This window comes from Deinococcus aquatilis DSM 23025 (genome assembly GCF_000378445.1).
Lineage (GTDB): Bacteria > Deinococcota > Deinococci > Deinococcales > Deinococcaceae > Deinococcus > Deinococcus aquatilis.
Genome location: NZ_KB899699.1, coordinates 61928 through 76443 on the forward strand (window position 1 = coordinate 61928; position 14516 = coordinate 76443).

14 protein-coding genes are annotated in these 14516 nt (G+C 61.3%); 6 read left to right on the forward strand and 8 right to left on the reverse strand.

The window, feature by feature from the left end:
- Positions 1–143 precede the first annotated feature (143 nt).
- The 4 genes from F561_RS0104355 to F561_RS0104370 form a co-directional block, all read right to left on the reverse strand.
- The gene (locus F561_RS0104355; protein WP_019008726.1) at positions 144–614 is read right to left on the reverse strand and encodes a transcription elongation factor GreA; all 471 of its coding nucleotides are present in this window, start codon (positions 612–614) and stop codon (positions 144–146) included.
- A gap of 116 nt (positions 615–730) precedes the next feature.
- Complete coding sequence (locus tag F561_RS0104360; RefSeq protein ID WP_019008727.1) at positions 731–1807, reverse strand: PilT/PilU family type 4a pilus ATPase; 1077 nt, start codon at positions 1805–1807, stop codon at positions 731–733.
- A complete protein-coding gene (gene panC, locus F561_RS0104365; RefSeq protein WP_019008728.1) occupies positions 1804–2775 on the reverse strand; it encodes a pantoate--beta-alanine ligase in 972 nt (323 codons plus the stop codon). The genes F561_RS0104360 and panC overlap by 4 nt, the downstream gene beginning before the upstream one ends.
- The gene (locus F561_RS0104370) at positions 2772–3140 is read right to left on the reverse strand and encodes a phage holin family protein (protein WP_019008729.1); all 369 of its coding nucleotides are present in this window, start codon (positions 3138–3140) and stop codon (positions 2772–2774) included. The genes panC and F561_RS0104370 overlap by 4 nt, the downstream gene beginning before the upstream one ends.
- 72 nt (positions 3141–3212) lie before the next feature.
- Between F561_RS0104370 and F561_RS28645 the strand changes: the two genes are divergently transcribed.
- Complete coding sequence (locus F561_RS28645; protein ID WP_157451556.1) at positions 3213–4040, forward strand: hypothetical protein; 828 nt, start codon at positions 3213–3215, stop codon at positions 4038–4040.
- 11 nt (positions 4041–4051) lie between these two features.
- Here the strand turns inward: F561_RS28645 and purB are convergent, their stop codons facing one another.
- Both purB and F561_RS0104380 read right to left on the reverse strand, forming a co-directional pair.
- A complete protein-coding gene (gene purB, locus F561_RS0104375; protein WP_019008730.1) occupies positions 4052–5359 on the reverse strand; it encodes an adenylosuccinate lyase in 1308 nt (435 codons plus the stop codon).
- Between the two features lie 193 nt (positions 5360–5552).
- A complete protein-coding gene (locus F561_RS0104380; RefSeq protein WP_019008731.1) occupies positions 5553–6167 on the reverse strand; it encodes a hypothetical protein in 615 nt (204 codons plus the stop codon).
- Between the two features lie 49 nt (positions 6168–6216).
- Here F561_RS0104380 and F561_RS0104385 point away from each other — a divergent pair, with 49 nt between their 5' ends.
- From F561_RS0104385 to F561_RS0104415, 5 genes are all read left to right on the forward strand, one after another.
- A complete protein-coding gene (locus tag F561_RS0104385; protein WP_019008732.1) occupies positions 6217–7026 on the forward strand; it encodes an inositol monophosphatase family protein in 810 nt (269 codons plus the stop codon).
- A complete protein-coding gene (locus tag F561_RS29450; protein ID WP_019008733.1) occupies positions 7027–7203 on the forward strand; it encodes a hypothetical protein in 177 nt (58 codons plus the stop codon). It begins immediately after the preceding gene.
- A 362-nt stretch (positions 7204–7565) separates the two neighbouring features.
- Positions 7566–8498 (forward strand): histone deacetylase family protein, encoded by a 933-nt coding sequence (locus tag F561_RS0104400; protein ID WP_019008735.1) that lies wholly within the window; start codon positions 7566–7568, stop codon positions 8496–8498.
- Positions 8499–8609: 111 nt separating this feature from the next.
- A complete protein-coding gene (locus F561_RS30295; RefSeq protein ID WP_281166575.1) occupies positions 8610–10085 on the forward strand; it encodes a GGDEF domain-containing protein in 1476 nt (491 codons plus the stop codon).
- A gap of 422 nt (positions 10086–10507) precedes the next feature.
- Positions 10508–12112 carry a gamma-glutamyltransferase family protein gene (locus F561_RS0104415; protein ID WP_026298599.1) on the forward strand — a complete coding sequence of 535 codons (1605 nt, stop codon included), beginning with the start codon at positions 10508–10510 and terminating at the stop codon, positions 12110–12112.
- A gap of 86 nt (positions 12113–12198) precedes the next feature.
- Here the strand turns inward: F561_RS0104415 and F561_RS0104420 are convergent, their stop codons facing one another.
- Positions 12199–13038 (reverse strand): SDR family oxidoreductase, encoded by an 840-nt coding sequence (locus tag F561_RS0104420; RefSeq protein ID WP_019008738.1) that lies wholly within the window; start codon positions 13036–13038, stop codon positions 12199–12201.
- Positions 13039–13169: 131 nt separating this feature from the next.
- A complete protein-coding gene (locus F561_RS0104425; RefSeq protein WP_019008739.1) occupies positions 13170–14306 on the reverse strand; it encodes an acyl-CoA dehydrogenase family protein in 1137 nt (378 codons plus the stop codon).
- Between the last annotated feature and the right edge of the window lie 210 nt (positions 14307–14516).

The window sequence follows — 14516 nt, forward strand, 5'->3', positions numbered from 1 at the left end:
TTTCTGGCCCGATTCTACCCAAGGTCGATGGGAATTGTGTCGCATCCTCAACTGTGGCTGAAGTGGCCGCTGACGCCGAACGGCAGGGGCGACCAAAAAAGAGAGGCAGGGCACATGGCCCCGCCCCGGATGGACGCTGAAATTCAGTCGTATTCGACGCTCAGTACCTCGAATTGCATGGTGCCTTTGGGCAGTTGCACCATCACCGAATCGCCCGTGTGCTTTCCGGCGAGGGCCACACCGATGGGGCTGGCGTCGCTGATTCTGCCGTTCAGCACGTCGACTTCGTAGGTGCCGACCAGCTCGAACTTGCGCTGCACGCCTTTGGCGTCCTTGACCAGCACCTTGGCCCCCAGCCCGATGCCGCCGCTGGCATCTTCGGCCACGATCAGGGCACGTTCCAGCTGATGCTCGATCTCCACGATGCGCCCTTCGTTTTCGCTTTGCTGCATCCGGGCTTCGTCATAGGCGGCACTTTCTCGGAGGTCGCCGTCGGCCAGTGCCGACCCCATGTATTCACTGATCTGTTCCCGGCGCGTGGTTTTGAGGTGTTGGAGCGTTTCTTGCAGCTTGTCGTAGCCGCGCCTGGTCATGGTGATGCGTTCCTTGGTCATAACACCAGAGTATAGAGCGCGGGCGCGTGAGTGGGGAGCGGAGTGTAGTTCAGGGTAGAGATTGAGCGGCGGCCATGCTTTTTCTGCTGTCTACACCTACCTCCCACCCACTGAGTTCAGTAGGCGAATCCTGCGCGTGTGATCATCAGCTTCAGCTCGTGCGGGCTGCTGGCATTGTCCATCGCCTCATCCATCGTAATCAGGTTGTGGCGGTACAGCTGCACCAGATTCTGGTCGAAGGTGTGCATCCCCCGGATGTTGTCCTCGATCAGCGCATCCTTGATCAGGGCGGTTTTTTCTTCGTCCTTCACGTATTCCTGCACCAGCGGGGTGGCCAGCAGAATCTCGGTGCCCAGCACCCGGCCCACGCCGTCGGCCCGCCTCAGCAGGCGTTGGCTGACGATGCCCACCAGCGATTCGGCCAGCAGCAGCCGAATCTGGTCGCGCTCGTAGGGAGCAAAGAAGTCGATGATGCGGTTCACGCTGCGTACGGCGTCCTGGGTATGCAGGGTACTCAGGACCAGATGCCCGGTCTGCGCGGCGGTGAGGGCCGCTTCGACCGTCTCCTTGTCACGCATCTCGCCAATCATGATCACGTCGGGATCCTGCCGCATGGAAAATTTCAGGGCCGTGCGGAAGTCGCGGGTATCGCTGCCCACTTCGCGCTGCACCACGATGGATTTTTTGTTGCGGTGCAGAATTTCTATCGGGTCTTCGATGGTGATGATGTTGTAGGCGTAATTGCGGTTGATGTGATCGATCAGGCTCGCCATCGTGGTGCTTTTGCCCGCGCCCGTTGGCCCCGTGACCAGAATCAGGCCGCGTGAGGCTTCGGCAAAATTCTTCATGACCTCTACAGGCAGGCCCAGAGATTCAAACCCCGGAATCGAATCCGACACGATTCGCATGACGATGCCCACTGCGCCGCGCTGCCGGAATACGTTGCAGCGGAAGCGCCCCAGTCCGGCCACGCTGTAGGCCGTGTCGAGTTCGTTGCGGTACTCGAAATCTTCCCACTGGTCGGGCGTCAGCAGAGCCTGAGCCAGCTTGAGGGTATCGGGCGGCATCAGGGCCTGCGTGCCGAAGGGCATCAAGATGCCGTCTACCCGGCCCATCGGCGGGCTGCCTGCTTGCAGATGCACGTCCGAGACGCGCCGCGTCACCATTTCGCGCAGCAGTTCGTCAAGCGTCATGCAGATTCCTGTGCAGACTCTGGTTGGGCAGACCCTGGTTGTGAAGAACGGGGTGCGGCCACGAGAGGCAGATTATCGATCAGGCGCACGCCGAACATGCGGGCGGCCAGCAGCACACGGGTCATGCTCTTATTGTCGGCCCCTGCTCTGTCATTCCTGTCACGTTCCGTGTCCTGAACCCTCACAGATTCCACGCTGTCCAGCGGCTGCATTCCTGCATCTACGATGCTGAGGTAATCCAGCTCTACGGCGTCGTCGGTGCCCAGTACGTCCAGACCCGCCTGCCGGAGCGCCTGCACCTGCGTTTCTCCGGCGGCGTAGCGCTCCTGCACGGCTCGCAGCGCCGCAGACAGCACAGCGGCCCGCGCCTGCTGCTCTGGGTTCAGGTAGGCATTGCGGCTGCTGAGGGCCAGCCCACTGGCCGCCCGCACGGTGGGCACGCCGATCACCTCTACATTCACGTTCAGGTCACGCACCATACGCCGCAGCACGGCCAGTTGCTGCCAGTCCTTTTCTCCCAGATACACCCGGTCTGGGCGCACCAGATTCAGCAGTTTCAGGACCACCGTTGCCACACCCGTAAAGTGTCCGGGCCGCGAGGCTCCGTCCAGCCCCTCACTGACTCCCGACACGGTCACGCGGGTGGCAAAGCCGTCCGGGTACATCAGGTCTACAGACGGCGTAAACAGCAGGTCGGCCCCGGCGTTGCCCGCGACCCCCAGGTCACGCGGCAGGTCGCGCGGGTACTTGTTGAGGTCTTCGCCCGCGCCGAATTGCAGTGGATTGACGAATACACTGACGACCAGGACGTCACATTCGGCCCTTGCCTGTGAAATAAGGGTGGCGTGCCCCTCATGCAGGTAGCCCATCGTGGGCACGAATCCCACCCGCCCGCGCCCCGACAGAACCGAGCGCAATTCGCCCGGATCGCTGATCACCTGAGGCAACGTCTGAACGGCCCCGGTCACGAACGTTGCCCGTCCAGACCCAGTGCGCCCACTGCGGCGTCCAGTGCCCAACTGATGACGGCCAGCACGATGGCCCCGATAAACGCCGCGCCGAAGCCCGCCACGTCCAGCACGGTCACGCCTGCCACGATCCACAGCACCACTGCGTTGACCACCAGCGTAAACAGCCCCAGCGTCAGCACATTGACGGGCAGGCTCAACAGCAGCAGCACAGGCCGAATCAGCGCGTTCACGATGCCCAGCACCAGCGCGGCCAGAATGACGCCCACCACGTCTGCCCCCGGCGTAAAGCGCACGCCGCTGTAAACGAGGGTGAGCAGGTATAACGCCAACGCATTGACCAGTAACCGAATCAAGAAGCCCATAGAAACAGCATAAACCGTGCAGGGCAGGGAAGAAATACCTGAGAAGATCATGAGCGTGGTAAACTCACTTGGATGATTAAAAACCTTATTGCGTTATCGATTTTCATGGTATTTACGTTTTCAGTGGCGGCGACCAAAGAAAATCAGAAGATTACATCCATTGCGGTAGGACAGACTTGGCAAGTTGCTGGTCAATCGCCTTCTGGCTGGATAGCCAAAAGTTTTTCTATAAAATCTTTAGAAACAACTAGAGATTTATTCGGAAACACTCTTTATTCACCGAATCAGAATGCTCTACTAAAAAAATCTAGGGAATCATTGATCAGCGGAATCATAAAATTTGATGCCCCATCCAAGCTTTTAGAATTCTATTGGATTTCAGAGGATGGTTTAGAGAGTTATGTGTGTGAGACTAAAATTAATCCACAAGTTCCTGATCAGCGGAAAGGGGAGTTAAGATTATGGGGCAATATTATAGGAAATTGTACAGTAATACAGGACACCAAAGCCATTTCTGCTCCTTCTGTTTTGCCTCCGAATCCTATTAATGATCCTGCTCCTTTAAAGCTTGGTCAAACATGGAGTATCAGATCAGAGAGTGTAAAATATTCAGATGCAAATGTGCAAATTAAAATTGAGCGGATCGTGAATCCAACTCCCGGCAATTTTACTAATGCAGACAGTCAAGCATATTTGAGTGCATTAACGGGCGAAGGACCTCCCTTTCTTCTGCTGGGCAAAGGGAATAGAAACTTCACAGTCACATGGACTGCCAAAGGGGGCTTGTATATCTGTGAGGTTCTTGATTTTGACTTTATGTCCAAAAAATGGAAGGGCAGTCTAATAGGAAGAACAAAGACAGGTGATATTGACACCACCTGCCTCATAGAAATGAAATAATTTTCTATCTATTACAATCCAAACCGCCCGTACATATGATCTACATGCCGCAGATAGAAGGCCAGATCGAAGGCGGCGTCCAGTTCGGCGTCGCTGAGGGGGTTGGCGGCGTCGGCTTTCAGCAGGTCGCGCAGGCCCTCGCCCGTTTCCCAACTGTGCAGGGCGTTGCGCTGAACGAGTTCGTAGGCGGCTTCCCGGCTCATGCCTTTTTCGTCGATCAGGGCGTGCAGCACGCGCTGGCTGAACACCAGACCGCCGAGGTCGTTCAGGTTTTTCAGCATCCGCTCAGGGAACACCACCAGATCACGCAGCACCCCGGTCAGGCGGCGGGCGGCGTAGCTCGCGGCGGCGGTGGCATCGGGCAGGATCACGCGCTCGGCGCTGGAGTGGCTGATGTCGCGCTCGTGCCACAGGGCCACATTTTCCAGCCCGGTAGTCAGGAAGCCGCGCAGCAGGCGGGCAAATCCGGTCACGTTTTCGGTCAGGATCGGGTTTTTCTTGTGCGGCATGGAGCTGCTGCCGGTCTGCCCCTTGCCGAACGGCTCCATCGCCTCGCGAACCTCGCTGCGTTGCAGGTGGCGAATTTCGACGGCGATCCGTTCCAGGGTGGTGCCAAAAATCGCCAGTGCCGACAACACTTCGGCGTGGCGGTCACGGGCCAGCGTCTGATTGGTGATGGGCGCAGCCGTCCAGCCCCACGCGGCAGCCACCGCTTCCTCAATTTCGGGGCTGACATGCGCGTAGGTGCCCACGCTGCCCGAGAGCATCACCACGCGCACCCGTTCGCGGGCAGCGGTCAGGCGCTCGGCGTCGCGGTCAAGGGTCGCCATCCAGTTCAGAAACTTGAGGCCGAAGGTCATCGGCTCAGCGTGGATGCCGTGCGTGCGGCCCACCGTGGGCGTGTACTTGTAGGCCACCGCCTGCACCCGGCACACCTCGCGCAATTTGGCAGCGTCGGCCAGAATCACGGTCAGGGCTTCATCCAGCAGCAGGTTCTGAGCGGTGTCCACCACATCCGTACTCGTCAGGCCGTGATGAATAAAGCGGGCTTCCTCGCCGTAACGCTCGGTCAGTGCCCGCGTAAAAGCCACGATGTCGTGACGGGTCACGGCCTCGATTTCGGCCACCCGCTCCGCGAAGGCTTCGTCCAGCGGGTCGGCGGCGGCGCGGGCCGTCAGCACCTCAAAAGCGTCGGTGGGAATCTCGCCGTGTGCGGCCTGCGCCTGCATCGCGGCCAGCTCCACGCGCAGCCACGCCCGGTATTTGCTGGCCTCGCTCCACAGGGCCTTCATTTCGGGGGTCAGGTAGCGGTCAATCATTGGGCAATCACGGGGGCAGCGTAGCAAGAACGGTGAGTGGTCAGTGGTGAGTGGGGAAAGACAGGGTGGGCTAGGGTGGTGGCGTCCGAAGCTCCCGCTTTGGCCTGCCTTTCTCCAGTCTCTGGCACATCCCAACAACCAAAAACCTCTTTCCACCTTGCGCCCTTCCCATGCACTACTCACCACTGACCACTCACTGAATTCCCACCCACAGCACCCGCGCCCCCGCCACCGCGTCCTGCGGCAGATAGATTCCCCAGGCGTTGCGCGGCACCACGTCCGGCAGCCCCAGCGCGTGTTGCAGCGCGTTCTGATAGGTCGAGCAGTCGTAGTCCGGCCCCATGCCGCCCACGCTGTAGGGTGCGCGGTTCAGGCGGTTGGCCTCGGCCCTCAGCGCGGGCAGCATCTCCGGCCTGACGCCCGCGTCTAGCACGATCACGGCGGCGCGGCGGTTCAGGCTAGACGCGGGCACGGTCTGAACGCCGCCTGCAAACAGGTTGGGCGATTCGGTCAGCAGGCCAGCCGAAAGCTTGCGTGTGATGTGGCTGCACAGTCCCCAGGACAGCGCCCCGCGTGGCCCCGCCTGACAGGCCACGATCACGCTGCCGTCTGGGGCACGTTCCACGGCTTCGGAAATGCTCAGCAGGCGGTCTGCGGGCACGAGTTGTGTCAGCAGCAGCGCCGCCGCGTCGATCTGCGTGCCCGCCGCTCCTGCGCGAAATTGCAGGGTAGAGACATTCTGCACTGGGGTACAGCCCGTCAGGGCCGCTCCTGCCAGAGCCAGCCAAAAGATTCGGGAACGTTTCATCCTTATCATTCTGAGCCTCTAGACTCAAGGCGTGACTGCATTCGCTTCCATGCCTACCGACCTTGCTCCCTTTCTGGCTGTTGCTGTGGCGGCGGCGCGGGCAGCCGGGGCCGTGCATCTGGCGCATCTGGGCACAGCCCGAATCGTGCACACCAAAACCACCTACGCCGATCTGGTGACAGAAGTGGACGGCGAGGCCGAACGGGTCATCCGTGCCGTGATTGCCGGGACCTACCCCGATCATGCCGTGCTGGGCGAGGAAGAAGGTCTGGGCGACGTGGTGGCCGAGTCCGATTTTCATGAATCAGATTTCCGCTGGGTGGTCGATCCGCTCGACGGAACTGTGAATTATGCCCACGGCTACCCGGTCTTTTGTGCGTCGGTGGCGCTGGAATGGCGCGGTGAGGCCGTAGCGGGCGCGGTCTTCGATCCCACCCGCGACGAACTGTTTACGGCCACGCTCGGCGGCGGCGCTTTTCTGAACGGCCAGCCTCTCGCCGTCAGCGCGACCCCCACCCTGACCACTCCCGCCCTCGTTGCCACCGGATTTCCCTACGACAACAGCGGCGAGCGCAATCTGGCCCTGGTGGCCCGCCTCCTGCGGCTGGGCGTGCCTGTGCGGCGGCCCGGAGCGGCAGCCCTCGACCTGTGCAACGTGGCCTGCGGGCGCATGGATGCCTACTGGGAAATCGGCGTCAAGCGCTGGGATGTGGCCGCCGGAAGCCTGATCTTGCAGGAGGCAGGCGGCCAGGTGACCGACGCGGCTGGAGTGCGCACGCCATACGGAGAAATGATCGTCTCCACCAACCGCCTTCTTCACGCCGAACTCCTGGAACTCGTACAGGAAGGCGGGCGCTGAGTGCTTTCCGGCCTGCTGCTGGTCATGCTGGTCAGCCTGAATCTGGGCGGCCTGTTCAGCATCATCATGCAGTTCGGACGCGGCGAACTCTGGGCGGCGCTGGGGTCGGTGGTCTTTGTGGTGGGGCTGGATGCGCTGGGCTTCTGGATCTTGCGAGAGTTGCGCGAAAATGGGTAGGGGCGGTGTGGGTGGGGAAGGGCAAATTCGCCCCTCTTCCGCAAGGGTCAAGGGGAAAAGCAACCCCAATGCCACCCCGAATCGTCCCCGCCTAAGTGCGTGTGAGGCCGTCGTCCATGCCGTGGGCAGGCCAATTCCAGCTCAGAATGAACGGGCGATTCAGCTTCAGATGAACGACCCAGCCGAACCGAAACACAACAAGATCAATCCTTCCCAGTGCAACGACCACTCCCGTGACCCCTTTGGCGGCTGGGGGAAACCGTGGGAGCAATTCACCAAAACGCCAGACAACATTTTTCAACTCCTCCCAGATCGTGCCATTGCATCCCACCTCGGGCCTCACACCGCGCCACACTGACCCCGTGACCGCCCTGCCGCCCGCTCCTGTGCCCACTTTTCCCCACCCCTTCCGCGCCTATACGCCTGCCGCCTACACCTTTCCGCTCCCCGAAGGCCACCGTTTTCCTGCCTACAAATACGCCGGAGTCCGTGACCGTCTGTCTGGGCTGCTGCCCGTGCTGGACACTCCCAACCTGCGCTGGGCCGATGCTGCCCGCGTCCATGATCCGGTGTGGCTGAGGCGCTGGCGGCGCGGCGAGGTGACGGCGGCTGAAGAACGCGCCTTTGGGCTGCCGTGGAGTCTGGGTGTGGTGGAACGGGCACGGCGGGCGGCAGGTGGGTCGTTGGCGGCCCTGCACGACGCGCTGCAGGTGGGGTGGGGCGCGAACCTCGCGGGCGGCACACACCACGCTTTTGCCGCCAGTGCCGAGGGCTTTTGCCTGGTCAACGACGCCGCCATCCTGACCCGGATCGCGCTGGATGAGGGGCTGGCGCGGCGCGTGGCGATTCTTGATCTGGACGTGCATCAGGGCAACGGCACGGCGGCGCTGCTGGGGGCCGAAGTGCGGGCCTTTACCCTCAGCATCCACGGTGAGCGCAATTACCCCTTTCGCAAGGAGCGCAGCAGCCTGGATCTGGGCCTCCCCGATGGCGTTACAGACTCCGAATACCTGACCGTTCTGCGGGAATCGGCGCTGCCTGCTCTGGAAGCCTTCCGGCCCGACCTGCTGCTGTATCTGGCCGGGGCCGATGTGCTGGCCGGAGACCGCTTCGGGCGCTTTGCCCTGACCTTGGACGGGGTATACGAGCGCAACCACGTTGTCCTCGCCTGGGCACGGGCAGTGGGCATCCCAGTCGTGACCCTGATGGCAGGCGGCTACAACCGCGACCACGCACTGACCGTCGAGGCACATAGCAGTGTTGTTCTGGCTGGACTGGACGTTTTTGCTGACTGAAACGATTTTCTTGGGGTAATCGTCCTTACGAGTCTGTTCACCCCCCATCAGGTGTCTGAAGATGCTGAAAACATCTCAATGTGGAGCTATGAAGTTGCCTATTCTGTCTGGATGCCGCAACCTCCGTCCCACGCAATTGCTACTGCTGCTGAGCAGGCGTGGGCCAAACGTGAACTGAACCCGGTGTGGGCGCGTCAACACGCGCAGGCCGAGCTTTCTTCACCTCTGAAAGAGGTGCTGCTGGCGTACCTGAATTGGCGAACCGGGGCTTACGTCGCAGCCTTTGCCCAGATCGATGTGGCGCTGGCCGAATTGACGGCACCCAACGTGTGGCGTTCGCGTGCCCTCAATATTCGGGGCGGGCTGCTGATGATGCGCCTGGATTTCGGTGCGGCGCACGCTCTGTATACCGAACAGTTGGCAGTGGCACACCTCTGCGGCGATCAACTGGAGCTGGCCCACGCCAAGCACGACCTGGCACTCTCTCTTCTGGATCTGGACAGCGTGAAGGCCGTGCCCCTGCTTCATGAGGCGCTGGCCCTGTTCGAGCAGTGCAACGCTTCCGAGCAGGCTGGGGTGGCTCATCTGAATCTGGGCATGGTCTATCAGCGGTGCGGCAACCCCGACGAGGCCGAGCAGCATTACACTCTTGCCGTGCAGCGCGGTCAGGACGGATATGACGTGCTGCATATTCTGGCTCTGGCACAACTGGTGGTTCTGCATGTGCAGCGTGGACAGGTCGCGGCGGCTCAGGTGCATTTTGGACAGCTTGAACAGCTGCCACAGTCGCAGGATATGGAAGCCGAAGTGGAGCGTGCCCGCGCCAGCGTGCTGCTGACCCAGGAATTGAGCCGCGTGCGCTGGGCAGAGGACCGGGGCCAGTGGAAAGAATCCGGGCGCGAGCCGCCGGACGTGCTTCAGGCGCTTGATCCTGCAACGCTGGCTCTGGCGATGATTGGGCAGGCCAACGCATGGCAGGCCCAACGTCTGACGGAACTCGAAGCGTCGCTGGCGCAGGCTGAAGCCCAGCACGCTGAAGCCGAACGCCGGAGCATCACCGACCTTCTGACCGGTCTGCACAACCGCCAACACCTGATGACCGAGGGAGCGCGGCGTCTGACCGAAGGAACGATCTACGCTCCTGCTCAGGCGGCCATGATCGATGTAGACCGCTTCAAGCGGGTCAACGATACGCATGGTCACGCCACCGGAGACGCCGTACTGCGTGAAATTGCCCGCCTTCTGACCTCCTATGCCCTGCCGGGTGATCTGGTTGCCCGTTACGGTGGAGAAGAATTCGTGCTGGTGCGCTCAACAGGTCAGCCGAGCCTGATTCCAAGTCTGGAAGCTTTCCGGTTGGCCGTGCAGGACCACGCCTGGACGACCCGCCCCGTCACAGTCAGTATCGGTCTGACGGTGGTTCCTGGCGATCCGTTGGACGCGGCTCTGGACCGGGCCGATCAGTTGATGTACGCCGCCAAACGTGCTGGGGGCAACCGACTGCGCCATGACCTGCCCCGTGACTCATCCCGCAGTGGGTCGCAAACCAATCTGCTGTACGGCCCCGAACGTGATTCTGTCTGCTGAGCGCGGCAGCCACAAAAGCTCTCGCGTCTCTGGCTCTTTCGGATAGAGCAGCCCAGAGCACGGAATCTGTATCTTGAACGTGCAAACGCTGAAGGTTTTCGGCATATGTTCATTCAACGGAGGCTGATTTGAGTACCGAGAGTCCGTTGACTTGCCGCTTCATTGTGCCAGCCAGCTATGGTTCTAGATTGGGAAATATCGGTCAAACAGAAACCACACAGGCAGGGGCCGCATTCACCGCACTGTTTACCCACGGCAGCGGACTTCCAGTGTCTTATCGGCGATGCTTCAATCTGATTATCTATATTTGTATATAGACCTGACTTCAAGGCCTCCGTGCACTTCTCGTCACGTCAAGTTTCATAAGTTTCCCCGTGTCACAACTATTCACTCCGGTCCTACCCATGCTCTAAGCTCCGGGCATGACATTTCAACCTGAATTCCCGGTCGTCAGGCGTCCGGTCTATGCGCGGCGCGGGATGGTAGCGACCTCGCAACCGCTGGCGGCGCAGGCGGGCCAGAGCGTGCTGGCAGCGGGCGGCAACGCTGTGGATGCAGCTATAGCCACTGCCGCCGCCCTGACTGTGCTGGAGCCGACCAGCAACGGCATCGGCGGCGACCTGTTCGCGCTGGTCTGGGCCGGGGGAGAGGTGCACGGCCTGAATGCCAGCGGCGCGGCCCCGGCAGCCCTGAGCCTGACGGCTCTGGAAGAGCGCCACAGGGGCCAGATGCCCAGGCACGGCTGGACACCCGTGACCGTACCCGGTGCTGTGCGCGGCTGGGCCGACCTACATGCCCGCTTTGGCCGCCTGCCTTTTGCGGCAGTGCTGGCTCCAGCTATTGCCTATGCACGCGGGGGCTACCCGCTATCGCCTGTGCTGGCGGCAGGCTGGGCGCGGGCCATTCGCATTTACAGCAGTCTGAACCTGCCTGTGTTTGAGGAATGGTTTCGCACCTTCGCCCCGGCTGGTTTCACACCCACGCCGGGTGCCCTATGGGGCAGTGAAGCCCACGCCCGCACGCTGGAAGCCATTGCCGCCACACACGGCACGTCGTTTTATGAGGGCGATCTGGCCGCTCAGATAGACGCCCATGCCCGCGCCACAGGTGGTTTATTGCGTTCGTCCGACCTCGCCGCTCACAGGTCCGAATGGGTGACGCCCATTTTTGCAGATTACATGGGCCACCGGGTTCACGAGATTCCACCCAACGGCCAGGGTATTGCCGCCCTGATCGCGTTGAATGTGCTGGACGGCCTGCCTCTGCCGGATCAATTCGGCGATCCGGTGGGCCTGCATCTACAGATTGAAGCCATGAAACGAGGATTTCACGACGCACACACGTTTATCGGTGATCCGCGTCATGTGCCTGTGGACGCCGCACATCTGCTGTCCAGCGTCAATGCTGCTGCCCACCGTAGCTACCTCGGCTCCGCTGCCCACGATCCCAGCACCCACGCGCCCAGCACGGGCGGCACGGTTTATCTCGCAACCGCTGACGATGAAGGCCAGATGGTCAGCCTGATCCAGAGCAACTACATGGGTTTTGGGAGCGGCGTCGTCGTGCCCGGCACAGGCATTGCGCTGCACAATCGGGGCCACAATTTCAGCCTTCAGGCAGGTCATCCCAACGCCCTTGCCCCTGGACGCCGCCCCTACCACACGATTATTCCCGGTTTCCTGACCCGCACAGACGGCACACCTGTCGGCCCGTTCGGGGTTATGGGCGGATTCATGCAGCCGCAGGGCCATCTGCAAGTGGTGCTGAATACCGTGCGCTACGGCATGAATCCTCAACAGGCACTGGATGCCCCGCGCTGGCAATGGCTGGTGGGCAAAACAGTAGAGGTCGAACACGGCCTGCCCGCCGCCACCGCACGCGCTCTGGCTGCTCTCGGCCACGACGTGCGCGTGCAACTCGATTCCGGCTCGTTTGGCCGGGGCCAGATGATTCGCCGCGATCCGGTTACTGGCGTGCTGGAAGGCGGCACGGAAAGTCGAACAGACGGACATATCGCGGCCTGGTGAGGGAAAAACAGGCCATGAGCTGTGGCAGCGGAGCCTAGACCGTGCAGGGGCGCGGAGCAGATAAAACGACGCTCCACGCGTCAGCCTCAGCCTGCCAGAACTGCCCCACCCACATAGCGTTCACTCAGCGCCCAGAGCCGCGCGGCTGCTCCGTCGTCCAGCGCCTGCGAGGTCGGCATCGTATCCCGGCTGTTGCTGTAGTAGCGCCCGGTGATCCCGTCGCCTCCCTCGGTTGCCAGATGCACAGTGGTTCTGGCTCCCTCTTCCGGCGAGATGGCGAAGCGATCGATCACGCCCCACAGTAAGGAGGCCGCGCCGCCGTTGTTGTGGGCGAACCCGCTGCGTACCATGCCGGGGTGCAGGCTGTTGCTGAGCAGTCCTGGTTCGCGCCGGGCGAGTTCGCGTGCAAACAGAATGTTGGCGAGTTTGCTCTGGCTGTAGGCGGCCCACCCGCTGTAGCCCGTGCGGAATTCAGGATCGTCGAAACGAATCCGGCCCATGCCGTGTGCCGCCGAGGCCACCGTGATGACCCGTGCGCCAGGGGTCGCCCGCAGCAGAGGCAGGAGTTCTTGCGTCAGCAAAAAAGGGGCGAGGTGGTTGAGCGCCCAGGTCAGCTCGATGCCCTCGCGTGATTCCTGCCGAGCAGAATAAAACGCACCAGCATTGTTGATCAGCACGTCCAGCGCGTCATGATTGCCCGCAAATTCGGCAGCGGCACGGCGCACCTGACTCAGTTCGCTCAGGTCGGCCAGGATCGTGCCCACAGCGTTCACTTCCCGCGCCACCCGCTCGGTTTTGGCAGCGTCGCGGCCCACGATCGTGACCCGTGCGCCCCTATTCGCCAGCTCCCGTGCCGTCACCAGTCCAATGCCGTTGGTGGCCCCCGTGACCAGTACTGTTTTGCCTGCCAGATCGCCGTAACTCATGCATACAGCATAGGCGGCGCAGGCAGCGTGTGGCGCGGGAAGGCTGACAATGTGGGGCAAAGCTCCGGGCAATAGGTGGTGGGCCGTGACTACCTTTGCAGTTCACGGCCCACCCCTCAAGCTTTACGGCTTTACTTCAGCAGTTGACGGCTGATCACCACGCGCTGAATTTCGTTGGTTCCCTCGTAAATCTGGTTGAGTTTGACATCACGCAGCAGTTTTTCTACCGGATATTCGCCCACGTAGCCGTATCCGCCGTGAACCTGAATCGCTTCGTTGGCGGCGTCGAAGGCCATCTCGGAACAGTAGGCCTTGGCAATCGCACTCTCGAAGCCGTGCGTCTGCCCCTGATCGACCAGCCAGGCAGCTTTCTGGTACATCAGGCGGCCTGTTTCAATGCCCATTGCCATTTCCGCGATCTTGAACTGAATGGCCTGGAAGGTGGAAATCGGTTTGCCGAAGGCTTCCCGCGCCTTGGCATACTTGACCGATTCGTCCAGCGCCCGCCGCGCAATGCCCACCGAGCCTGCCGCCACCGGAATCCGGGTCTTGTCGAGCGTCTTCATGGCGATCTTGAAGCCGTCGCCCAGGCCGCCCAACTGGTTTTCACGCGGCACACGCACGTTTTCAAAGACCAGTTCGCTGGTCAGACTGGCCCGCTGGCCCATCTTGTGCTTGATCTTGTTGTAGCTGAAGCCGGGGGCGTCTCTGGGAACAACCAGCGCGACGCTGGCCTTATGGCCGCCCTGACGATCTGTGGTGGCAAAGACCACCGTTACTTCGGCCATGCCGCCGTTGCTGATCCACATCTTGGTACCATTGATGACCCATTCATCTCCGTCCAGTACGGCTGTAGTGTGCATGGCGGCAGCATCGGAACCGTTGTTGGGTTCGCTGAGGGCGAATGCTGCGAGGCTGGCTTTCTCGGTCATCGGCCCCAGGAACCGCTGCTGCTGCTCCTCGGTGCCGCCCACCAGAATCGGCGTGATGCCCAGTTCTGAGGCCATCAGAATGGTGTAGATGCCCATACAGCCGTAGGCCAGTTCCTCACCGATCAGGCATTCATCGAACATGCCCAGTCCCAGCCCGCCCGCGTGCTCGGGGATGGCGGCATTCAGCAGGCCCACTTCAAAAGCCTTTTCGACCACCTGCCAGGGCAATTCCTCGCGCTGGTCGTACTCTGAGGCGATAGGAATAATTTCTTTGCGGGCAAAATCGCGGGCAAGTTGCTGTAATTGGCGTTGCTCGTCAGACAGGGTGAAATCCATGAGGCACTCCTAGAGGGATGGGGAGGAGAGAAGGTTTTGAACTGAGTCCAATCTACCAGATTTGAAGCCGTTCAGAAGCGCAGTCGGCAACCGGATATGTATGCGCGTAGGCAAGGCACAAGGGGGTGCGTTAGTAGGGAATAACCAATAAGAGTCGGGCAGAGGAGAGATGGACAGCTCAGCACATTGCCCACCAAGAGTTAGTTTGGA

Coding starts and splice junctions, on each gene's coding strand:
- F561_RS0104420 (WP_019008738.1), bottom strand. CDS start 13,038: ATGAGTTACGGCGATCTGGCAGGCAAAACAGTACTGGTCACGGGGGCC.
- F561_RS28645 (WP_157451556.1), top strand. CDS start 3,213: ATGATTAAAAACCTTATTGCGTTATCGATTTTCATGGTATTTACGTTT.
- F561_RS0104380 (WP_019008731.1), bottom strand. CDS start 6,167: ATGAAACGTTCCCGAATCTTTTGGCTGGCTCTGGCAGGAGCGGCCCTG.
- F561_RS0104360 (WP_019008727.1), bottom strand. CDS start 1,807: ATGACGCTTGACGAACTGCTGCGCGAAATGGTGACGCGGCGCGTCTCG.
- purB (WP_019008730.1), bottom strand. CDS start 5,359: ATGATTGACCGCTACCTGACCCCCGAAATGAAGGCCCTGTGGAGCGAG.
- F561_RS0104385 (WP_019008732.1), top strand. CDS start 6,217: ATGCCTACCGACCTTGCTCCCTTTCTGGCTGTTGCTGTGGCGGCGGCG.
- F561_RS0104370 (WP_019008729.1), bottom strand. CDS start 3,140: ATGGGCTTCTTGATTCGGTTACTGGTCAATGCGTTGGCGTTATACCTG.
- F561_RS0104355 (WP_019008726.1), bottom strand. CDS start 614: ATGACCAAGGAACGCATCACCATGACCAGGCGCGGCTACGACAAGCTG.
- F561_RS30295 (WP_281166575.1), top strand. CDS start 8,610: ATGCCGCAACCTCCGTCCCACGCAATTGCTACTGCTGCTGAGCAGGCG.
- F561_RS0104415 (WP_026298599.1), top strand. CDS start 10,508: ATGACATTTCAACCTGAATTCCCGGTCGTCAGGCGTCCGGTCTATGCG.
- F561_RS0104425 (WP_019008739.1), bottom strand. CDS start 14,306: ATGGATTTCACCCTGTCTGACGAGCAACGCCAATTACAGCAACTTGCC.